Source organism: Acinetobacter sp. UBA6720, from assembly GCF_002454215.1.
In the GTDB taxonomy this organism is placed as follows: Bacteria; Pseudomonadota; Gammaproteobacteria; order Pseudomonadales; family Moraxellaceae; genus Acinetobacter.
The window spans coordinates 63,815-85,644 of the sequence record NZ_DKIK01000188.1; the positions used below are offsets into that span (position 1 = coordinate 63,815).

General features: G+C 40.3%; 17 protein-coding genes. 8 read left to right on the forward strand and 9 right to left on the reverse strand.

Going from position 1 to position 21,830, the window contains the following annotated elements; all coding sequences use genetic code 11:
* Positions 1-13 precede the first annotated feature (13 nt).
* The 8 genes from B4F08_RS16090 to B4F08_RS16125 form a co-directional block, all read right to left on the reverse strand.
* Entirely contained in the window at positions 14-1,258 is a 1,245-nt protein-coding gene (locus B4F08_RS16090; RefSeq protein WP_291375328.1) for an MFS transporter, read from the reverse strand.
* Positions 1,246-1,626 (reverse strand): hypothetical protein, encoded by a 381-nt coding sequence (locus B4F08_RS16095; protein ID WP_291375330.1) that lies wholly within the window; start codon positions 1,624-1,626, stop codon positions 1,246-1,248. Before B4F08_RS16095 ends, B4F08_RS16090 begins: the two co-directional genes overlap by 13 nt.
* Positions 1,623-2,267 carry a GNAT family N-acetyltransferase gene (locus tag B4F08_RS16100; RefSeq protein WP_291375332.1) on the reverse strand — a complete coding sequence of 215 codons (645 nt, stop codon included), beginning with the start codon at positions 2,265-2,267 and terminating at the stop codon, positions 1,623-1,625. The genes B4F08_RS16095 and B4F08_RS16100 overlap by 4 nt, the downstream gene beginning before the upstream one ends.
* A gap of 27 nt (positions 2,268-2,294) precedes the next feature.
* The gene (locus tag B4F08_RS16105; RefSeq protein ID WP_291375333.1) at positions 2,295-4,130 is read right to left on the reverse strand and encodes an IucA/IucC family protein; all 1,836 of its coding nucleotides are present in this window, start codon (positions 4,128-4,130) and stop codon (positions 2,295-2,297) included.
* Positions 4,127-5,578 carry a lysine N(6)-hydroxylase/L-ornithine N(5)-oxygenase family protein gene (locus B4F08_RS16110; RefSeq protein ID WP_291375335.1) on the reverse strand — a complete coding sequence of 484 codons (1,452 nt, stop codon included), beginning with the start codon at positions 5,576-5,578 and terminating at the stop codon, positions 4,127-4,129. Before B4F08_RS16110 ends, B4F08_RS16105 begins: the two co-directional genes overlap by 4 nt.
* The gene (locus tag B4F08_RS16115; protein ID WP_291375336.1) at positions 5,571-7,355 is read right to left on the reverse strand and encodes an IucA/IucC family protein; all 1,785 of its coding nucleotides are present in this window, start codon (positions 7,353-7,355) and stop codon (positions 5,571-5,573) included. Before B4F08_RS16115 ends, B4F08_RS16110 begins: the two co-directional genes overlap by 8 nt.
* A gap of 371 nt (positions 7,356-7,726) precedes the next feature.
* The gene (gene ybaK / locus B4F08_RS16120; RefSeq protein WP_291375338.1) at positions 7,727-8,194 is read right to left on the reverse strand and encodes a Cys-tRNA(Pro) deacylase; all 468 of its coding nucleotides are present in this window, start codon (positions 8,192-8,194) and stop codon (positions 7,727-7,729) included.
* A gap of 167 nt (positions 8,195-8,361) precedes the next feature.
* Positions 8,362-9,558, reverse strand: a complete 1,197-nt coding sequence (locus B4F08_RS16125) for an alkane 1-monooxygenase (RefSeq protein WP_291375340.1) — start codon at positions 9,556-9,558, stop codon at positions 8,362-8,364.
* 169 nt (positions 9,559-9,727) lie between these two features.
* Here B4F08_RS16125 and B4F08_RS16130 point away from each other — a divergent pair, with 169 nt between their 5' ends.
* Entirely contained in the window at positions 9,728-10,660 is a 933-nt protein-coding gene (locus B4F08_RS16130; protein ID WP_291375342.1) for an AraC family transcriptional regulator, read from the forward strand.
* 282 nt (positions 10,661-10,942) lie between these two features.
* The gene (locus B4F08_RS16135) at positions 10,943-13,147 is read left to right on the forward strand and encodes an OsmC domain/YcaO domain-containing protein (RefSeq protein ID WP_291375343.1); all 2,205 of its coding nucleotides are present in this window, start codon (positions 10,943-10,945) and stop codon (positions 13,145-13,147) included.
* A 69-nt stretch (positions 13,148-13,216) separates the two neighbouring features.
* Here the strand turns inward: B4F08_RS16135 and lpxB are convergent, their stop codons facing one another.
* Entirely contained in the window at positions 13,217-14,389 is a 1,173-nt protein-coding gene (gene lpxB, locus B4F08_RS16140; RefSeq protein ID WP_291375345.1) for a lipid-A-disaccharide synthase, read from the reverse strand.
* Positions 14,390-14,635: 246 nt separating this feature from the next.
* Between lpxB and B4F08_RS16145 the strand changes: the two genes are divergently transcribed.
* From B4F08_RS16145 to B4F08_RS16170, 6 genes are all read left to right on the forward strand, one after another.
* On the forward strand, positions 14,636-16,795 hold the full coding sequence (locus B4F08_RS16145) for a TonB-dependent siderophore receptor (protein WP_291375346.1): 2,160 nt from the start codon (positions 14,636-14,638) through the stop codon (positions 16,793-16,795).
* Between the two features lie 355 nt (positions 16,796-17,150).
* The gene (locus tag B4F08_RS16150) at positions 17,151-18,710 is read left to right on the forward strand and encodes a PepSY-associated TM helix domain-containing protein (protein ID WP_291375347.1); all 1,560 of its coding nucleotides are present in this window, start codon (positions 17,151-17,153) and stop codon (positions 18,708-18,710) included.
* Positions 18,707-19,003 (forward strand): hypothetical protein, encoded by a 297-nt coding sequence (locus B4F08_RS16155; protein WP_291375348.1) that lies wholly within the window; start codon positions 18,707-18,709, stop codon positions 19,001-19,003. Before B4F08_RS16150 ends, B4F08_RS16155 begins: the two co-directional genes overlap by 4 nt.
* Positions 19,004-19,197: 194 nt before the next feature.
* Positions 19,198-19,782: a hypothetical protein gene (locus B4F08_RS16160; protein WP_119063901.1), complete on the forward strand. Its 585-nt coding sequence runs from the start codon at positions 19,198-19,200 to the stop codon at positions 19,780-19,782.
* Between the two features lie 114 nt (positions 19,783-19,896).
* Positions 19,897-20,793, forward strand: coding sequence for a sulfite exporter TauE/SafE family protein (locus B4F08_RS16165; RefSeq protein ID WP_086209251.1), 897 nt, complete (start codon positions 19,897-19,899; stop codon positions 20,791-20,793).
* Positions 20,794-20,932: 139 nt separating this feature from the next.
* A partial coding sequence (locus B4F08_RS16170) for a 3-deoxy-7-phosphoheptulonate synthase (protein WP_291375349.1) occupies positions 20,933-21,830 on the forward strand: 898 nt, incomplete at its 3' end.

Consider the following 21,830-nt stretch of genomic DNA (forward strand, 5'->3'; position numbering starts at 1 on the left):
TAAATTTCTTGATTCAAAAGTTTTGTTGAGTTTTTTGATGACGTGAAATGATGTATTGGCTCAGTAGTACACTGACCACAGACGCAACTGCCAATACCATGTAAAAATTGCCATATCCGAGTGATTTGGCTAAAAATCCCGATGTAGCTCCCCCGATGAAATAAACCAGTAGCTCAAAACACACCAAAATGGTGAAGTCCGTGCCTGCCTGTTCTTTAGAACTGCTCTGCATGAAATAGGCATAGAGTGAAGTCATTGCTACATAACGAATCGCAAGCATGACAATCACAAATCCCCCCAAGAGTAAATGCCACTGGTTTAACCAGCCCAAAACAATGGCTACGCCAATCACTCCATACAACACCGTTCGACACCACCCCGCCCAAATAAGCAACTGAGTAGCTTGCAACTTTTTCAGAAGAAATGCTGCCGTAACGGCAGCGAGCAAGCCCACGCCTGCGCCAATCACAGACATCAGCACCCCAATTTGAGCAAGCGTCCATTTTTGGTCAATGAGCATCGGATTGAGCATCGCCATTGCAGGTGCTTCAACCACGCGATAGCACAAAATCAGTGCTAAGGCCGATAAAATCTCTGGCCGTTTAAAAGCACGGATTAAGCTTGGAGCTTGTTTAGCGATATTCGTCTGTTCACTTGCATTCTCTTGAATGTAAAAAACAGCAAACATGGTCAATGCTGTCATGACTGCTAAACACACCAATGCGCTTTCCCAGCCGTAATATTGGTACAACCATAATGTTGCCGCACCACCTAACATACTCCCCAAAGCGACCCCAATACTTTGTGCCATACTGCCTAGACGGTATTCGGACTCTGAAAAAGCTTCAACGGTATAGCCATCAATAGCAATATCTTGAGTCGCAGCAAAGCTTGAGATCCATAAACCAATCACAACAAATACGATCAATCCGTAAGAGAACTGGGTAAAAGCCAAGGCCAGAACGCCAAGAACCAATGCTATTTGAGTAAAAAGCAACCATGTTTTTCGTTTCCCTAACTTCTTGATATAGAGTCGGTCAATCAGTGGTGCCCATAAAAATTTAAAAGCCCATGGAATATAAAGCAGTGACAACATTCCAATCCAACGTAAATCCACCCCCTGATGTCGCAAAATAGCGGGTAATGCCACATTGTAAAAATACAAAGGCAAGGCATGCGCCAGATATAAAACAATAACAACGGCTAGGCTCAAAGCTGAGATTTGGCGTGTTGCTCTTTGTGAATTTAGGTTTTGCATATCCACCTCTGCACTGCCCATTGCAGTGCATCAGAATGATCAAGCGTGACGTAATAAGGCACCCGCCACGCAGCATGCAGTGCGGGTGTATTCAGTCGTTGTTGATCTGCCGGGTCTTGTGCGATTCGGACTAAACCCAAGCAATATTGAAAAAAAAGCTGTTTGTATGTTTTGTACCAAGCCGCTTGCAATTGACGGTATTCTTCTGGAAATTCCGTACCAACGTCGGTTTGCATGACCAAAGCAAAGTTTTGTTTCTTTAAGAAAAAACGTTCAACTTGGCTGAGCCATTGTTCAAATTCGGCGACTGTAACATCCTCCGAAAATCGCATATTCATGATGTGTATATGTTCTGAGCTATAGCTCATGTAAATTCCTCAGTCCTATTGAGTGGGTTGTGGTTTTGCATAAATGCAGTTGAATGAGTTAAATACCCTCCAAATTTTTCATAGAATTTATGTTTAAAGCAGTAATACAACATGGCTGTTTTTTCAGGCATCGGAATTAGGCGCTGTGCCTCATAGCACATTTCTTCCACCACTGCGGCATAAGGTTTAACAGTATGGTCAGGCTCACCAACAATTTTTTCGGATGGCGCATTCTCAAAAATGTAAAAACCCAACAAGCGCATTACTGGGCGCAAGTAGCCCTTGCCGAAAGCTGACTTTTCACCAAACAGTAAGTGCCAACCAAGGTCTAAAGTATCGCCATCGTAATAACGCCCAAGGCGGTCACGCTTGCCTTCATAGATTTCGGTGTAACCCACATCCTGACCATCTACCCCTACGATCAACAACCGATGATGATCATCAGCCAGCATTTTTTCAAAATAAACAGCAAGGTCGATTTCAGACTTATTTAGCTGCCACTGCGGTATAACGTGGGGCTCATGCATCCATTTATGTAACAGTGCTAAATCCTCTGGATACTGCACTTGACGTAGGTAAAATTGCGTCTCATTCTCATAGTATTCATAAAAATCGGGAAGTTGCTGTGACAGTGTTTTCATGGGGAAGCCTTCTAATTTTTTAGTGTTTTACGATGCGATACGCTTTGTAGTTGTATCATCAGTTGATTTCGCCACCTGTTCTGACCAGCGTTTTAAGGTTTCAGGGCTGACAGGATTAGCAATTGGATCTAAAAATACAGGGACAGGACGTTCTGCCTCATCGTTATAACTGGTGGTAAATAAGCGCACACGGTTTAAACAAATCTTTTCAAACTCTGCTCTAAACATGGCAAATTTTTCAATACGTTCTGCCAACTCTGGATGCGACTGATGAAACGTCTCAATCACTGATGAAATAGTCTGCCAAAACTCAACTTCACTATGCTCAGGATAGTCTTGTAGGAATACATTACAGATATAGCGGTAATGCACCATAAACAGCCCTGTGAAAATAAAATGACTGAGTTCCTGCGCAGGATGTCGCAGTAAAATTTGTCCCTCAATAGGTAAACCTGCCAACTCTGGGAAGTCTTCATCGACCAAGTTGACATCATCAATAAAGTCTTTCAGCACCATTTTCTGCGGTACGCCATTAGTGTGAATCAGCATGGTATTTTCCCCGTGTGGAGAAAAAGCCAAGCCATATTTGTACAAACAAATTAAGAGTGGAGTAACAGATACTTCAGCAAAGCGTTTTAACCACTGTAATGGGCTCAAACCTGAGGCCTGAATCAACACAGCTAATATTGACTGTCCGTTGATGTCTCGATGTAACAAAGCTGCTTGCGAAAGTGCCTGTTCACCAGTTCCAATCACTGGGTCTATACTTTCACGCCATAAGCATCCAAACAGTTCTTTAAACTGATACGGCGCGCCTTCAATCTCATCAAAGCATGGCTGATGGATGGTCAATGTTGCGACTTCACCTAAGAATGCAACACCTGACTGTTTTAAGTCTGGATCTTGAGATTGAATCTGCTTTAGCCAAGCTGTGACGGCTGGGGCTGCGATGTTCCGTTTAGATGGCAATCCTCGATACACTGCGGTATTGAAAATACTGACTGGTAATTTGACATAATGCCGCTCAGGCTGACTAATGTTGCAAAGCGTGCGAATCGACTGCATCGGCACGTAGTCATCGTCTCCAATACCTAACTCGATAATACGCTGATCTACAATTTCATTAGCATACGTTGGCATTAACCATTGGTGCCACTGCCATGCATGTACGGGAATGAGGAAATAGTCACGACAAGAGCAGCCTCTGTCATGTAATTGTTGTTCAAAATTTGTGAGTTGTTCTGCACTTAACTCATGTTGATAGAGTGTCCCCGCTTGCCACTCTTTGGTAGAGCGAAATTCCGCTAGATCACGATGGACTGCTAGCCATAGTACTTTTACAGTTGGAGAAAGTTCTGGCGCAGCACTTAAATAATCATCATAACCAAAACCCATCCGACCTTTACTCATAATCAACCACGGATGACCACGCAACATGCCTTCAATTTCATGATGCGATGCGGTCAATACCGCTGCACTGCTTAAACGACTTTCATCAAATAAATGCGCTTCAGCTAACCATGTATTGTTCATTTCTTTGATCAAATACGCCTTAGTAAAAGGCTTAACTTCAGTTTGATTTGAAAAGGCGCGAATAAAAGTATGTAAGTTCCATGCAGGAATATCCTCAACCGCACCCAACTCGCGTACCGAACCCTCCTCAATTTGCCAATGTCCCAATAAATAGTTCTGAGCTTTAAAGGTATAGCTTTGATCATCCAAAAGAAGTTGATAGCTGTGGTCTCTTAAATGAGTCACTTGAATAATTTCTTCATATAAAAATTCAGCAATCGCCATTTCGATTAAACGCTGTCCTGCTGAACGCCACTGTTTCTGATTCACTTGAAGTTGTGCAAAGTTCATATTATTTTCTCGAATGTATAGGCCGTCATAGATGGATGTAGACCTGTTTGTATTTTTTGCTGTTCAGTATTTTTGGACTTGGATAAAGAATGAACTGAAACTGATACCCTCTGAGTGGATATGCCATGCTGCACATACACTTCGGGGTTTAACTCAGGTTTAAAGTGCTGGAAAGTCTGCTCATTACTTCCTATTTCATAGAGCTGATAACCGAGCAATTGATTGGCAATCGTCGCTGCTCGAAATGCACCAAGTCCTAAGTCTGGTGTACCAACACCATGACTATGCATCTCTTGGTTTTGCACAAAAATTTCGCCCATCGCACTATGCTGTAAACGATAATCTTGACTGACTTTCCAGCGCCCCATTTGATCGGTTGCAATCAAAGGTTTTAAATATTTCAAAAATGAAAACTCAGGGCTGTAATAACCTGTGGATGCAACCACAAAGTCAACATCCATATAGAAGCGCTGTTTAGTTACCGTATGTTCAAGACTTAATCTGATGTGCTGACTTTCCATCAACTCAGCATCAAGCAACTGAATTTGCGCATGCAAATGTGTTTTTTGCGGGGTAGATGCAATACTACGGTGATAGAGCCTTTGGTAAATATCTCGTATGGTTTTGGCACTAATACCTTTGTACAACAACGCTTGATCTTTTAACTGCGCAGCTTTTTGTGACTCCGAAAGCGTGTAAAAATGCTGGGTATAGTTCGGGCTAAAATGTTCCAACCCCAAAGGGGCATATTCCATCGGGAAAAAGCCATTGGAACGCGTCAGCCAGTGCAACTTGAAGTCTGCTATTTTGGTACGATCATGTTGATACTGCTGATCGAACAAATCCAAGAAAACCTCAGCAGAAGACTGGCCAGAACCTAAGACCACGACATTACCTTTTAGTTTTTCTTTTTGATGTGTCAAATAGTCTGATGAATGAATACATTTCTCAGGAACTTGCTGCTGTAACTTATGTAAACAATCAGGTAAATAAGGCAAGTTACCTGAACCAATTACTAGGTTTCGGCACAAGTAACGGATAAAACGGCCACCTTGTTCAACCACGACCTCATAACCTTCACTTTTAGCATAAATGGCCTTAACTGTTGATTGGTATTGAATATGACTGAGTTGATCTGCCACCCATTGGCAATAATGGTTGTATTCACTACGTGGAATGTGCTGCTGTTCAAGAAAGTAGAATTTATATAAGCGCTGTTGTGTTTTTAAATAATTCAAAAAACTCAACGGGCTAGTCGGATCGACCATCGACACCAGGTCTGCCATAAATGGAACTTGCAAAACTGTATTGGGGAGTTGCATACCTGCATGCCAGTCGAACTGCGCTTTTTTCTCAAAGAACAGATAGCTTAATTCCGTCTTTTCATGCAACAGACTGGCAAGGCTTAAGTTAAATGGCCCAAGGCCAATCGCAATAAAATCAAGCATAGAGAGCATCCTCTTGTTTGATACATAACGGATTGGCTAACTGAATATAGACCGACTGATTTTCAACAGCTGCTATTAATTCATCTAGTTCATATAATCGGGTCAACAAGTTGCCCTTATAGGGTAAAGTCTGCTGATACAACAAACTCTGAATTAAACTACTCTCTGGATATTGTTTTAAAAGCTCCAATAGATATTGCTGAAGCACTGTAAGTAAATCGTGTTCACTTACATAGCCTGTTGCACCAATAGCATTAATGATGCCAAATAAGGTATTACCAAAAAAATAATAACTAAAACGCTCATCGACAAATGCCTTTGGGCCAACCGCATGAGCTTTGTCATTCAGCTCTGGGAACTGTTGTAAAATTTCAGTTGCAAGCTCTTCGATATAATAAAAGCCTTGATTGTCACGTAGCCACAGCAACTCTGGCCAACCATCTTTTAACTCAACCAAGACATTTTGCTGATGCGACTCAAAGGCCATTCCGTAACGATGATAAACATACATGAGTGGGCTCAGACTGATATTTAAGAAAGCCTTAAACCAGTCGTGGGCAATTTGTATTTTATCATCTCGCCTGTGTTGAACTGCGATTTGCTCAAATAATGCGTTAAAACGATTGCGTTCTTTTATAGGATGGTCCTGACATAATGAGGCAATACATGTCACTTGCTGTTTTAGATCAAATGGCTGATCACGCACGATACAGATTGTTTCATCAATAATTTCACCATCCAGCTGTAGAGCAATCCATGCAGGATCATTGACCGCTTTTAGGCTTGGGCATTGTTTTAAAATATCTCGGCCCAATTCACTATGCCAAAGCCGATGCGTCATTTCACCGCGATGGCATTCTTTGGCTAAGTTGACACGTATAGAGTTAGTAATCATCACTGAAAGCGAAGGTTTCAGCATCCACGGCGCACTAAAACTAGCTAGAGTGCGAACAGATGTTGTTGGTGAGAAGAGCCATGCTTTTTCACCCAAGTCGATAATTTTCAATTTCGTTTTTAAATGTTTAAACCACGCTTTACTTTGTAAATAGCGGGCTTGCCACGGATGTAAGGGTAATAATTTATAATGTGCATAGGTAGACAGCGTGACACTTTCGGCTTCTGAGAGATGCCATTGAATTTCTTGCTTCAATTGCTCTGAAAAAGGGTTCTCAAGTGCTGTTCCTTCAGCAATATATTCGGGTGCCACTAGCCAATAGTGAAGTTGAGTTTGTCCTCTGGCTTCAGGTGAATATTTCTGCCAGTCTTCATGTACAAAGCCTGTTCTGCTTTTTGGCGCAGGATGCATGCTATGCCCTAAAATCAAAGCTTGTTCAGATGCGATAAAACTTTGCTCAGCCTGAACAAGCTCATCAAAATCATCTGCTCGGATATTTAAAAACTGTTGTAAAGCATCACGGCTTTGGATCCAACGCTCTAATAATGAGGCCGCGTCTACTTGACCTTGGGTTTGCTGAACCAACTCTTCTAGTAGCAGACTGACCATTGCAACTGAGCTAAAGTTAAGCTTCTGACCTTTTTGAAAAATTTGAGGCAAAGCAGCAATACGATGTCGCCCAACACGGCTGACATAGCTTAACGGAACAAAAAGCTGCGCTTGGATTAAATTGAGTGGTAAAGATAACAGCGTCAAACCTTGGCTAAACGCGAGTTGAGTTGAGTTTTGTTGATACTTCTCAAGCAAATTAGAATTGCCTGTTTCTTGTGAGTATGCATTGACTAGATGTTGCATCGCCAAGCGATTGGCTTGCTCTTTCATCTGACCATATCCTCTTATAAAAGCTTATTTCAAGCTCATTTCATGTAATTATGTTTCTTAAAGGTGTTCACGTTGGCCAACGCTGTAAAGCATGTTAATGGTAATTATTATCATTTATCTTTGCAATTTTGTTTACTTTTGAAAAAAACACCCAAAAAACAACATAAAGTATTGTTTTATATTTATTTTAAATTGTTAATCAGTTTTTTAAATATAGAGTATACGAAATTACACCATAGCTTTAAATGATAGTTTATGAATTTATAATTGATCTGAACTATAAATTTTCTCTATTTTAGATTGAAAAAAGCCCACTCAGATGACCTGAATGGGCTCTAAAATAAACTAAAAGTAAACGCAAGATTTGCTGTTTATTCATCCAACAAATCAGCAAAACTAGCAGAAAGTACTTTGGCCAAATCCTGAGGCTTTAAACCGATATCCAATCCGCGTTTTCCGCCACTGACATATAGTTTTTCCAACTGTTCTGCACTTTGATCAATCACAGTCTTTAATATTTTTTTCTGTCCAACAGGACTAATCCCACCGACCAAATAACCTGTCAGTCGTTCTGCATCTTTAGGGGCAGACATTTTTAGTTTTTTTGCCCCCACTGCCTGCGCCACTTTTTTCAAGTTCAACTGATGATGTACAGGAAGAATTGCAACAAAATAGTTTTTTTCATCGGTCACTAACAGTGTTTTAAACACTTCTTCGACACGTAAGTTTAATTTTTCCGCAGCTTCGAGCCCGAAGCTTTTGGCATTGGCATCATGCTCATATTCATGAATAGAAAATTCGATTTTATTGGCTTTCAAAAGTTTGGTTGCTGGTGTCATTACTGTTCAATATTTTCATTACATACATCGCAGTATAAGCCTTTTAAAAAGGAATGTTTAGCGGTAGGCCTTTCATGAGCATCGAACTTACAAGCACTCAGTAAAGCAATGACTGTAAGTTCGATGTCAACTATGTATTCAGCTTGTTATCGCTGAAATATTGCAGTTTAGTCAGCACTTAATCCGAATCTCTTAAAGATTTGAGCACGGCGCTTAGGCAAGATATTGGCTTTGGTCAAATCACCTTGATAGTGATCAAACACCCGTTGATCCATCATTTTAAACCACAGCTTTGGAATTAACGCTGGAATCAACATGGTGGCATAACCACTCGGTAGCTCTGGGGCTTCATCAAAATGTCTTAATGCCTGAAATGGGCGGGTTGGATAGGCATGATGATCTGAATGGCGTTGTAGCTGATATAAGAATAAATTCGTCACAATGTTGTTATTATTCCAGCTGTGTTCAGGCATGGTTCGCGCATAGCTGCCATCTTCTTTTTGGCTACGCTTTAAACCATAGTGTTCAATATAATTAATAATTTCAAACAGACTCACCCCATAAAATGCCTGTGTCACCAGATATGGCGCTACTTTTTTACCAAACAATTTCAACATGGTTGCATGAAAGCCCGCACTCATTGCCCATCCATGAAACAGTTCATTTTCTTTGGAAAAGAATGACAGGCCTTTGCGTTTTAGGCGTTTATGTTCAATTTCAACCGCCGACTTCAATCCACCCAAAACAGTTCGCGGCCAAAACTCATAAAAAGTCTCCCCCATTTTCGATGAAGCAGGATCTTCTGGCGTCGCAGCACGTTTATGGTGTCCATAAGGGTGCTCTATACGGAAATGATTGTAGACCAACGGCGCTAAAGTCATATGTGACCAATAATGGTCTGATTTTTTAGGACGATGGCACAACTCATGTGCTGTATTTACTGCTACTCCATTAATTGCCCCCATGGAGACACCCAATAATATTTGGTCGAGCATTGATACATTTTGGCGGGTCACCACATAACCTGCAAACAGGTTGGCTGCCATTTGTAGCGGAATGAACAATTTCACAATACGGTCATAGTACGGGTCATTCACCAAGACCTTAATTTCATCATCTGAAGGGTTGTTCTCATCTGCACCAACCAAAGCATCGACCGCTGGAATGATGACATGTAATAATAGTGGCCCACCTAAGGCAAATATTTTCTTAGTGGATTTTGGACCAAAATGATAGCCCGCTAAAATGCCCATGCCAATCACAGGAAGCCCAGGACTCAAGAGCCAGCCAAAACGCTTTTTATCCATCCCTGCTGCATTTTTAACGACTACGCTAGAATTCGTCATTTTCACTGATGCATTCATTACCATTCTTCCAATTTTCTTGTTATGCCTTTATATTTCTAGAAATGGGACATAAAAAACAGTTGCTAACGTCCAAGAAAACAGCGTAATCGTCCTTGACCTCAAATGACTAAAATTGACCCTAAATCAAATATCAAGACCCAAAAATAAAGAATAGAAATCGTAACGTATGGATGCTTTAAGTAAAATTTTTGAAGATATACACCTCAACCAATCTGAGTACCTCTACCTTAAACCGCATGGTGAGTGGGCTTTTCGCTATAGCGAACAATCCACCATGATGGCCTATGCGGTAGTACAAGGTGATTTCAATATTTACCTAGAAAACAAACAAAGTATACGAGCAGAAGCAGGAGATCTAATCTTACTCCCTTCGGGGCCAAGTCATGAATGTCGATCGTCAAGCAAAGACCAACTATTAGAAGTATTCGATATTTCTGACTTATTTGCTCAAAACCAACACAAAGAAGTCACTTTTGGAAGTGATGCGACACAACAAAAAACCGTAATCTTGGCCTTACATGCACATATGGACCCTATTATGGCGCGTCCGTTGGTACAAGCCTTACCCGGGTTTATTCACCTGCAACATCAAGACCTCAGCACGGTTCCTGAATGGTTGCAAATTGGATTGCAGTTTCTCGCTCTAGAAGTCCAACGCATACGCCCGGGTCGCGACAAAATTTTGGATCATTTGGTGAGTATTTTATTAATTGAATGTGTACGTGATTATATTGACGCGCTGCAAGACTCGAACAATTGGCTGAGTGCTTTATCTCATCCTGAACTCTCCAATGCCCTTGCTAAAATTCATGCGGAACCTGCACAGCCTTGGACAGTTGAGTCCCTTGCAGAACAGTGTTGTATGTCACGATCTAAATTTGCCACATTGTTTAGCCAAATTTTAGGCACCAGCCCTTTGGCTTATTTGCAACAACATCGTCTGCGTTTAGCCGCCCAATACCTGCGTAATGGACAAGGCACAATTCAACAAATTGCACATCGGGTCGGATACAACTCAGAAACGGCTTTTAGCCAAAGCTTTAAACGACAGTATCAAATGAGCCCAAGCCAATATAGAAATCATCCAAACCCAACTTAAAATGCTCGTCCGTAATGGTTTAATAGCAGTCTTCACTCTGCTTATGTCTTTCTGCGCCGAGATAAATACCTTGAACTTACAGACAAAGATTAGCATCTTGTGAAAATCACACTATAATATCCCGCATCCTTGCTAGAGATGGCTTCAAACCACTGCTTGTTTGTTCTTTTTCGCTCTAGCCACACTTTTTTAAGTCCAGTTTTCATCCGTGATTCGGCTTATTTTTCAATGTTTTATCTCTTGTATGTCCATGCTGACATATAAGAAAATTTAGGTGCCAGCATGGAAATCAAGGTTAATTATCTCGATAATCTTCGCCAAGAAGCGAAGTTCGATGATTTTACAGTCATTGCCGATCAACCGATTCGCTACAAAGGTGATGGCTCTGCACCCGGTCCATTTGACTACTTTTTAGCATCTTCTGCGCTTTGCGCGGCTTACTTTGTCAAAGTGTACTGTTTGGCACGTGACATCCCAACCGACAACATTCGCTTGTCTCAAAACAACATTGTTGACCCTGAAAACCGCTATAAACAAATTTTCAAAATTCAAGTTGAGCTCCCAGCGGATATTTCAGAAAAAGATCGCCAAGGTATTTTGCGCTCTATCGACCGTTGTACGGTTAAGAAAGTGATTCAAACAGGCCCTGAATTTATTATTGAAGAAGTAGAAAGCATTGATGCTGACGCACAAGCTCTACTTATTCCAAGCCTTGCTTCTGAAACCAGCACCATCATTGCGGGTAAAGACCTGCCTTTAGAAGAAACCATTGCCAATATGTCAGGTATTTTGGCTGGTCTAGGCATGAAAATTGAAATCGCTTCTTGGCGTAACATTGTACCGAATGTATGGTCTTTACATATTCGTGATGCTCAATCGCCAATGTGTTTTACCAACGGTAAAGGGTCAAGCAAAGAAAGTGCTTTAGCTTCTGCGCTGGGTGAGTTCATTGAACGTCTGAATTGTAATTTCTTCTATAACGACCAGTTCTGGGGTGAAGACATTGCCAATGCCGAGTTTGTGCATTATCCAGATGAAAAATGGTTCATGCCAGGTCCAAATGGTGAAATGCCAGAAGGCGTTCTGGATGAATATACACTTGAAATTTATGACCCTGAAGAAGAACTGTTAGGTACGCATTTATACGACACCAACTCAGGGAAAACTGAGCGCGGTATTTGTGCTTTGCCTTTTGTTCGCCAGTCTGATGCTGAAGTGGTTTACTTCCCATCAAACTTGATTGAGAACTTATATCTCAGTAATGGGATGAGTGCAGGAAACACCTTAGCTGAAGCACAAGTACAGTGTTTGTCTGAAATTTTTGAGCGTGCGGTTAAACGTGAAATTTTGGAAGGTGAACTGACCCTGCCAGATGTGCCGCAAGAGGTTTTAGCAAAATACCCTAGCATTTTAGCAGGCATCCAAGGTCTAGAAGAGCAAGGTTTCCCTGTACTGGTAAAAGATGCCTCGCTAGGCGGTCAATACCCTGTCATGTGTGTGACCCTTATGAACCCACGTACAGGTGGTGTATTCGCCTCTTTCGGCGCACACCCAAGCTTTGAAGTTGCGCTTGAGCGTAGCTTAACTGAGCTACTGCAAGGTCGTAGCTTTGAAGGTCTGAACGACTTACCTCGCCCAACATTTAGCTCAAATGCGGTCACCGAACCCAATAACTTTGTTGAGCACTTCATTGACTCAAGTGGTGTGGTGTCATGGCGTTTCTTTAGTGCCAAATCGGACTATGACTTTGTCGAGTGGGACTTTACCAATCAAGGCCAAAACTCAAATGCTGATGAAGCTGATGAGCTGTTCGGTATTTTGGAAAATATGGGCAAAGAAGTCTATATGGCCATTTACCAACATTTGGGTGCAACAGCCTGCCGTATCTTAGTACCAGGTTATTCAGAAATCTACTTGGTTGAAGACTTGGTTTGGGACAACACCAACAAAGCGCTGCTTTACCGTGAAGACATCCTCAACTTACACCGTTTAGACGACGGGCAGCTCGAAGCATTGGTTGAACGTTTAGAAGAATGTGAGCTAGACGACTATACTGAGATCAAGACGTTGATCGGGATTGAGTTTGATGACAATACCGAATGGGGGCAATTGACTCTGCTTGAACTTAAACTACTCATCTATCTTGCATTAGAGCAGTTTGAGGAAGCAAAAGACTTGGTTGAAGCATTCTTACAATACAACACCAATACCGTTGAACGTGGTCTGTTCTACCAATGCATGAATGTCGTGCTCGAAGTGATGTTAGATGACGACATGGAACTGGAAGAATATGAAGCCAACTTCCGTCGTATGTTCGGTGATGAACGTATGGATGCGGTAATCGGCACAGTTGAAGGTCGTATTCGTTTCTATGGTTTAACAGAAACCAGTATGAAACTTGAAGGCTTAGACCGTCACTTACGTTTAATCGACAGCTATAAAAAGTTACACGCTGCTCGTGCCAAAGCTGTTGGACTAAAACCTTAACGTAAAAAGAAACAACCCAAATACGTTTGGGTTGTTTCTCACTGTACTATCGCTATCTCTTAAAGAAAATTAATCTAAAATATTTAAAATCGCCTCAACAGGGTTTTCACTATTACCTGCAAGTAACTGTTTATGCATAGTAATGTGTCGCATGGCCTGAATCTGTGCGGTTTCTATATTCATTAATTTTTCAATTTCAGCCGCCAACTTCTCAGGCGTTGCATCTTTTTGAATTAATTCTTGTATCACTTTCTTGCCTGCAATAATATTCGGCAATGAATAATATTGAATCTTGATCAAGAATTTCACCACATGATAGGTGAGCCAGTTCAACTTATAGAAGGTCACCATTGGTCGGTGTAACAGCATAGCTTCTAAGGTTGCTGTACCAGAAGCCAATGCCACAATATTGGCTGCATTCATCACTTGGCGTCCAATTTTAGACTCGGTGCCTGAGTTTTCAAGTAAATCAATTTGGTCGACCAGTGCTTTTGGATACTGCTTAAGCAAAGCTTCGATTTGTTGCTTACGCGCATCATTAATCGCAGGTATCACAAAGCGATAGTTTGGATATTTGGCGTAGAGCAATTTTGCAGCATCTAACACCAGTGGACCGAGCTTTTCAATTTCACCACGTCGGCTTCCCGGTAGTAAAGCAATATGCTTTTGACTCAGATCTAAACCCAGTTCTTCTTTGGCTTGTAAAATTGGGTTTTCTAGAGGTAATTGGCTGGCCAAGGGGTGTCCTACAAATGCAGCGGGAACATCCCATTTTTTATAAAATGCTTTTTCAAACGGGAACAAACACAACACCAAATCAATTGAGGCTTTGATGCCATGCACTCGTCCCTGACGCCATGCCCAAACCGAAGGACTAACGTACTGCACTGTTTTTATGGGCAGTTGTTTTTGCTTTAAACTTTTTGAAAGACGCAAATTAAAATCTGGCGCATCAATCCCTATAAATACATCGACAGGATGAGCAGTCCACTTCTCTACCAGCCCATCACGCACTGCAAAAAGTTTTTTAATGTCTTTTAGAACCTCAACCAGCCCCATAACTGACAAAATATCCATCGGATAAAAGCTATTAAAACCCTCTGCAAGCATTTGTGGGCCACCAATACCCTCAAATTCTGCATCAATTCCTTGCTCACGAAAACTACGAATAAGTTGAGCACCTAAAGTATCCCCTGATACCTCACCCACTACGATTCCAATTTTAAGTTTCCGGTTTTGCAAAGCATTATTCCTTATTTTTCAACCCATACATCATAACATAGCCATTTTTAGATTGGCGCGACTATGTTGGCCCAATCTGTAGATAGCAAAGACTACGATAATGAAAGAAAATCTAAATACACTAAATACTGCGCTTCAAATCTATCAAACAAAATTTTTCGATTTATTTTTTCAATTGTGAAGAACTTGTAAACAATCTCAGCAAACAATAAACTTATCAATAATTATTCTCATTAGTATTAATCAATGTTGAACATCCAATCTCATGGCTTTAGGTTATCAATTATTAGCTTAGCTATTTTTAGTACTCAATATAGCCTTGCACAAGATGCGCAAAATTTAGCAACGATTACCGTGCAAGCAAGTGATGAACAGGCAGAACAAAACTCTGAGCGCTCGAAATCGTATATTGTTAAAAATTCATCGAGTGCAACTAAACTAAACATACCGCTCAAAGAAACCCCACAAACTGTGAATGTAGTTACACGGCAACAGCTTGATGATTTTGCACTCAATAGTACCCGTGATGTTTTACGGAACGTCCCTGGTGTTATTGTCAGCAACCAAGAAACTGATCGTACAACCTATCTTGCTCGTGGTTTTGAGATTTCAAATGTACTTGTTGATGGTGTGGGCTTTCCACTCGAAAGCTATAATTATAACAATGATAACCCTGACAGTTTTTTATTTGATCGAATAGAAGTAGTAAAAGGTGCTGACGCACTGAATAATGGTGTTGGTGATCCAAGCGCAAGTATTAATATGATTCGAAAACGCCCTACACAAGAATTACAGGCATCGTTCAATGCAAGTTATGGCTCTTGGAATACACAACGTTATGAAGCAGATGTGTCCTCGGCATTAACAGAAGACGGAAAAATACGTGGACGTGTATTTGGGTATGAACAAACAGGTGACAGTTATTTAGACAACTATGAGCTTGAGAAAAACGGCTTCGGTGCAATTATTGAAGCAGATATCACCAGTTCAACATTATTTACCGCGGGTTATACTGAAACCAATAATAAATCAAATGGTAATAACTGGGGTGCAAACCCTCTCATCAATACAGAAGGTGAGCAGTTAAGTTATTCAAGAAATTACAATTACAGTCCAGATTGGACCTATTGGGATACCAATATCAAAAATTATTTCGCTGAATTACAGCAAAAAATTGGTGGTGATTGGGTTGCAAAACTATCTTATGATGAAAAGCATACAACACGAGATTCAAAACTTCTGTTTTTATCTGGCAACCCAAGTGCCGATGGAACTTCAGGCGTATACCTATGGCCTGGTATATATGTGGATGACAATAAAGCTCGTCAAGCCAATCTTAATTTTTCAGGAACCTATCCATTATTGGGACAACGTCATGAGGCTGTTTTCGGGTACTCATGGTCTGAGAATGACAGTAATGAACTGGGTTATGGCGGTAGTTACAGCAATCACAACACAACAGATTTAGCCAGCTGGACACCAGATGAACCGACTTGGGATTTATCACAAACTAGTGGTGAAATGCATATGAAGCAAAAAAATCAAAGTTTTTATGCAGCAACGCGTCTGCATTTAAACGATGATTTAAGGCTTCTTTTAGGTGCAAACTATGTACAAGCTGAAAGTAAGGGCACAAGCTATGGTGCAGATACAATTTATGATGAAAATAAAGTTTTACCTTATGCTGGCTTAACTTATAACTTTACACCTGAATATACAGGTTACATGAGCTACACTTCAATTTTTAGACCTCAGACAACCAAAGCATTAGATGGTGGTATTAATAAGCCAATTGAGGGGGAAAGTTATGAAATCGGTGTAAAAAGCTCATGGCTAGATGATAAATTGACAGCAACCATGGCAATTTTCCGTACAGAAGAAAGCAACTATCCCCTACGCAACTCTGATGGCCTGCCAACAACTCGTAAAACTCAAGTCAGCGACTTACGCTCGCAGGGTTATGAATTTGGCTTAGCTGGGCAACTTACCGACCACTTAAACCTAAACTTTGGTTACACCATATTAAGTTTGAAAGATTTAATCAATGGCGGTGACGCACGAACCTTTAACCCTACCCAATCTTTTAATTTATTGACAACTTATCAAATCCCACAAATTCCTAAACTAAAATTAGGTTTGGGTGTACAGTGGCAAGACAAAACCTATTTAGACGTTCCTGAGACAACAAATACCAATGGTGTAGTGACACAAAAAGCTGGCACCATACAACAAGATGCTTATGCGCTCGTAAATGTCATGGCAAGTTATGAACTAAATGACCATATTACTTTACAAGCAAATGGGAACAACATCACCGACGAAAAGTATTTATTCAATTTCCCTGATGCACAGGGTTTTTATGGCGCACCAGCCAATTATAGTGTTGCTGTGAAATTTAAATATTGATTCAATTGCACCTTGGTTTCAGCTTTTAAAGCCTAGAGACTAAGGTGCTATTATCTGAGTAAAATGTTTAGTCATGAATCAAGTTCTATACCCTGTATCCGTCTTGTATCGGTTTTTAGTTGCATTTGGCTTAGGCTATTTATGCACGTTCATTTTATCTGAACTACTGACCCTCAATTTTTACCTGCTTTTAGATAAAGCAGAATCCATTTTTCTCGCTGCTTTTTTGTCGCTGCTTTTTTTTATCTGTTTTGTTATTTTGAGTTTTTGTGTTCAATCCTTAAAAAAGTTAAGTCTTGTGACCTTTTCACTGGGTTTATGCTTTTTTCTCATGCTGAAGTTCGTAGGTTAAACCATGCAAAAATCCGTTCGCCAATCAATGGCATGGCTACACTCTTGGCTTGGTCTGACATTTGGTTGGCTATTGTTTGCAATTTTTTTAACTGGCACTGCGACCTATTATCGTCATGAAATCAATTTGTGGATGCAGCCGCAATTTGCCACCATGCAAGTCAAACAAGACTCTGCGATACAGTCAGCATATCAATACTTACAACAAAATGCCGCAGATGCACAAAGTTGGTATATAGGTCTGGCAAGTACAAGTTCACCAGTCAATAAAATTTACTGGCAAAAAGCCGACGGTGGTTATGAAAGTAAGACTTTAGATGCAACTACTGCAAAAGAAGTCAGCCTATCTGCAACTCAAGGTGGTGAATTTTTCTATGGCTTCCACTACCAGCTGTACGGTGTGCCCTATTTTATCGGCAGGCTTCTAGTTACTATCGCAGCGTTTTTAATGATGATTATCCTCATTTCAGGCATCATTACGCATAAAAAAATATTCACGGAATTCTTTACCTTAAGGGCATTTAAAGGACAACGTTCGTATTTGGATTTTCATAATGTCACTTCTGTGATTGCTTTGCCTTTTTTTCTCACTATTACATTTACAGGTTTAGCCATTTTCTTTTATCTCATTCTGCCGAATGGTATGAAAAAACTCTACCCTGAACAACCCTTTCAATATTTCGATGAAATACGAAACATTAGCATCGCATCAGATATAAAACCAACACCAGCAACTATGCAAACCATAGGCTACTTTATAAAGCAGTATGAACAGCGCTGGGGTAAAACTGAAATTGATAATATCACGGTCAAACATCCTAATACGGACATGGCTCAAGTGAACTTTGTTGCGTCAACTGACTCAACCATCACACGTAGTCCTGACCAACTCAGTTTCAATGCTGAAACTGGTGCACTACTTGGTGATACACGCAATAATAGTGCGATTGCGACACTCAATAATGGTGTTTATGGCTTACATATGGCACACTTTGCGCAGCCACTATTACGTTTCGCATTCTTCTTTTCAGGGCTTTTAGGTTGCGCCATGATTGCTTCAGGACTTTTGTTATGGAGCTTAAAACGTCAATTACAAAATAAGAAACAAAGCTTCCACTTTGGACATTATTTGGTAAATCGTATCAATACCGCAGCTATTATTGGCTTGCCAATTGCCATGCTGAGCTATTTGTTCACAAATCGTTTACTTCAGTTAGAAGCAGGTCAACCCAACTATGAGATTTACGCCTTTTTTGGCACTTGGTTACTCAGTTTATTCATCGCACTGCTTACTCCACAGCAACACCTTTGGAAAACTCAATTAAAGGGATTCATTTTACTTGGTGTGTCTTTGCCTATTTTCAATCTTTACTATTTAATCAGCCATCAATATGTACATAACTTAAATGAATATTGGTTGTTTTTTCGCGTTGATCTTATGATCATCACCCTTGCGATATTGGCTATTTTCTTACATCAAAAAATCCAGCCGATTCAACAAAAAGCAGTTCAAAAAATTCAGAAAAAATATGCCAATACTGCTACTCAGGAGACTCATTCATGATCTATATCATTATTGGGATCCTTATTGCATTATCCTGCTATATCCTTTTTCTGGTGAGTGAAAAGCAACGGCCTAAAACTCACAAATCACGTTGGTCGAAATGTGCAGAACATTATCAAATCTGTCGCTATTTTGCTTTTGCTGTATTGGCTGTAGCATTAACTTTATTGATTCAATACACGGGTCGCGGTGTAGGAAGTGTTAGTTTCTTTATATTTGCAAGCCCTATCCTTTTTATCCTGATTCTGCGCATCAATGACTTAAAGCCCAAGAAAACAACCAAATCTAGCTAAGCATTTATTTTAAACTCGCACACTTCTTATTTAGATCATGACCTAAATAAAAAGCTGTGCGATTCAATATAAACAAAAAAACTCAACAGAATTTTATAGACTGATCAAAATCATTTAAGTTGAAGCACCCTGCTTTTTTGGTTATAACATGTTTAATAATCAGCACTTTATACAACTTTCCACAGGGTAAAACCTTGCGTTCAATTTTAAATTGGTCACAACAAGAAATCATCACTCCTCTTCGACAGTTATGGATTTGGTCGAAACATCATTTTGGCTGGACACTTCTGATTTCGGTCTTTTTAAACCTGATTGTCTTTATTTGTTTCCCGAGCAGTTGGATTCCTACACAGATTCAAAGCAAGATCTTTGATGAAATCACGATTGAAGTCAGTAAAGGAAGGATGAGTACGTTGAAATTTAAACAACAGCATCATTTATGGGTCGCAAACTGCGCATTGATGGTAAAACCGGTTCAGGCACTATGTGACCAATCGGTACATCGTCACCAATTTACGGTAAGGCAGGTCGAAATTTATTATTTGGAACGTGTTTTTTGGAACCTAAAAAATTCCAAAAAAGAGGTCTTTATTCATCAGCTCACTGTAGCTGATCCACGTCAGCAGCACTTCGATATGGCCTATACATCAACATTCGCAGACTTTGAAAAATGGAAACGTCACATCACCCGTCACATCTATGTTGTACGTGGGATGATCGCTCTCAATTTTTTATGGCTATTTACTCTTATATTGTTTAAATCACAAACCGCTTCTTAGCAAACATAATTCCTTGCTATATCTTTTTTTAGAATAAGTAAATCAACAATCAAGACAACGGCTTATATTAAAACGTCATAAGATATGCACGTTTTTGATATTTGGCATATAACAATGTTTGGTCCAATTGAATTTATTCTCGCAGGTGTTTTAGTCGGTTTTTGTGTGGGAATTACAGGTGTCGGTGGTGGCTCTCTGATGACCCCTATCCTGATAAGTCTTTTTAGAATCGAACCTCACATTGCGATTGGTACAGACTTACTTTATGCCGCAATCTCTAAGTTCTGCGGTTCATTTGTGCATGCCAAAAAGTTAAATATTGTCTGGCCAATTGTACTTTGGCTTGCAATCGGTAGTATTCCTGCTTCTTTTGCAACACATTGGGTACTCGACAACTATTTAAGCCAATCTACACATTATAAAGCTGTACTGACCATGGTCTTAGGCTTTATGTTAACCATTACAGGTTTGTCGATTGTTTTTCGTAATCAAATTGAAAAATTTTTCAATAAATTACGCAAAGATGAACTCCCAGACATGACTGAAGACTTAGAAAAAGTCCAGCTTCAAACCAGCAAGAAACGCAAATACATTGTCATAATGGGTGTGGTTCTTGGTGTCTTCGTAACACTATCTTCAGTTGGCGCTGGTGCGTTTGGCATTATGGCTTTGGTCATTATGTTTCCAAACTTACCAATGATTCGTATTATTGGTTCTGACGTAGTACATGCTGTCCTCCTTACTTTTGTAGCAGGTTTGGGTCATATGACTTCAGGCAATGTCGACTTTCACCTCCTGATGTGGTTATTGGTGGGTTCGATTCCTGCAATTATTGTCGGAACACTGATTAGCTCGCGTCTTCCTGAAAAAATCATTCGCAAAGTCCTTGGCATCACACTCTTTGCTCTAGGGGTGAACTTTATGTTGAATCCCGTTAAAGCAAAACCAGTTAAACCTGCAGAAACTGCGCAAGTCGTTCAAATTTCTACACATCAGAATGCCTCAGTTTAGGCATTCTGATTTAAAATAACTCCAAGATTCATCACTTTTTTTTCAAAGATTCATTCGACTTTTTTATAACCTTTTCTCAGCTAAACCGTGTTATATTCAGCTCATAAAGCAACTTAATACGATCGAACCAGTGACGGCAATGAATACTCTACAGTCAAACTCTATTACCCAAAACGATATCGATGACGTGAACTTACAAAGCATTCATCCGCTTGTAACACCTGCGGAATTAAAAACTGAATTGCCTCTCACTGAGTCTGCATATCAAACTGTACTTCACGGTCGTGAAACAATACGCAATATTTTAGATGGTAAAGATAAACGCATTTTTATGGTTATTGGCCCATGCTCTATTCATGACCCAATTGCTGCACACGAATATGCAGATCGTTTAAAAGCGTTAAGTGAGAAAATTAAAGACACCATTTATATCGTTATGCGTGTTTATTTTGAAAAACCACGTACCACTGTGGGTTGGAAAGGTCTCATTAATGACCCAGACATGAATGACTCATTTAACATTGAAAAAGGGTTACGAATTGGTCGTAAGCTTCTGGTTGAGTTAAATGAAAAAGGTTTACCGTGTGCAACTGAGGCACTTGATCCAAACTCACCACAGTACTATCAAGACTTAATCTCTTGGTCAGCGATTGGTGCACGTACCACTGAAAGCCAAACACACCGTGAAATGTCTTCAGGTTTATCTTCACCTGTAGGTTTCAAAAATGGTACAGACGGTGGTTTAACTGTTGCAACGAATGCAATGCAGTCTGTTAAACATGGACACCACTTCTTAGGCCTAAACAACCAAGGACAAGTTTCTGTAATTCGTACTTCAGGTAACCCATACGCACACGTAGTGCTTCGTGGCGGTAACGGCAAGCCAAACTACGACGCAGGTTCTGTAGCAGATGCTGAAGCAGCATTGGCTAAAGCTAAAGTCAGTACGAAAATCATGATTGACACCAGTCATGCAAACTCAAACAAAGACCCATTCCTCCAACCGCTTGTTCTGAAAAATATTACAGAACAAATCA

Excerpts from the sequence above, each read along its gene's own strand:
- B4F08_RS16090 (WP_291375328.1), bottom strand. The coding sequence starts at position 1,258 with ATGCAAAACCTAAATTCACAAAGAGCAACACGCCAAATCTCAGCTTTG.
- B4F08_RS16095 (WP_291375330.1), bottom strand. The coding sequence starts at position 1,626 with ATGAGCTATAGCTCAGAACATATACACATCATGAATATGCGATTTTCG.
- B4F08_RS16100 (WP_291375332.1), bottom strand. The coding sequence starts at position 2,267 with ATGAAAACACTGTCACAGCAACTTCCCGATTTTTATGAATACTATGAG.
- B4F08_RS16105 (WP_291375333.1), bottom strand. The coding sequence starts at position 4,130 with ATGAACTTTGCACAACTTCAAGTGAATCAGAAACAGTGGCGTTCAGCA.
- B4F08_RS16110 (WP_291375335.1), bottom strand. The coding sequence starts at position 5,578 with ATGCTTGATTTTATTGCGATTGGCCTTGGGCCATTTAACTTAAGCCTT.
- B4F08_RS16115 (WP_291375336.1), bottom strand. The coding sequence starts at position 7,355 with ATGAAAGAGCAAGCCAATCGCTTGGCGATGCAACATCTAGTCAATGCA.
- ybaK (WP_291375338.1), bottom strand. The coding sequence starts at position 8,194 with ATGACACCAGCAACCAAACTTTTGAAAGCCAATAAAATCGAATTTTCT.
- B4F08_RS16125 (WP_291375340.1), bottom strand. The coding sequence starts at position 9,558 with ATGAATGCATCAGTGAAAATGACGAATTCTAGCGTAGTCGTTAAAAAT.
- B4F08_RS16130 (WP_291375342.1), top strand. The coding sequence starts at position 9,728 with ATGGATGCTTTAAGTAAAATTTTTGAAGATATACACCTCAACCAATCT.
- B4F08_RS16135 (WP_291375343.1), top strand. The coding sequence starts at position 10,943 with ATGGAAATCAAGGTTAATTATCTCGATAATCTTCGCCAAGAAGCGAAG.
- B4F08_RS16145 (WP_291375346.1), top strand. The coding sequence starts at position 14,636 with ATGTTGAACATCCAATCTCATGGCTTTAGGTTATCAATTATTAGCTTA.
- B4F08_RS16150 (WP_291375347.1), top strand. The coding sequence starts at position 17,151 with ATGCAAAAATCCGTTCGCCAATCAATGGCATGGCTACACTCTTGGCTT.
- B4F08_RS16155 (WP_291375348.1), top strand. The coding sequence starts at position 18,707 with ATGATCTATATCATTATTGGGATCCTTATTGCATTATCCTGCTATATC.
- B4F08_RS16165 (WP_086209251.1), top strand. The coding sequence starts at position 19,897 with ATGTTTGGTCCAATTGAATTTATTCTCGCAGGTGTTTTAGTCGGTTTT.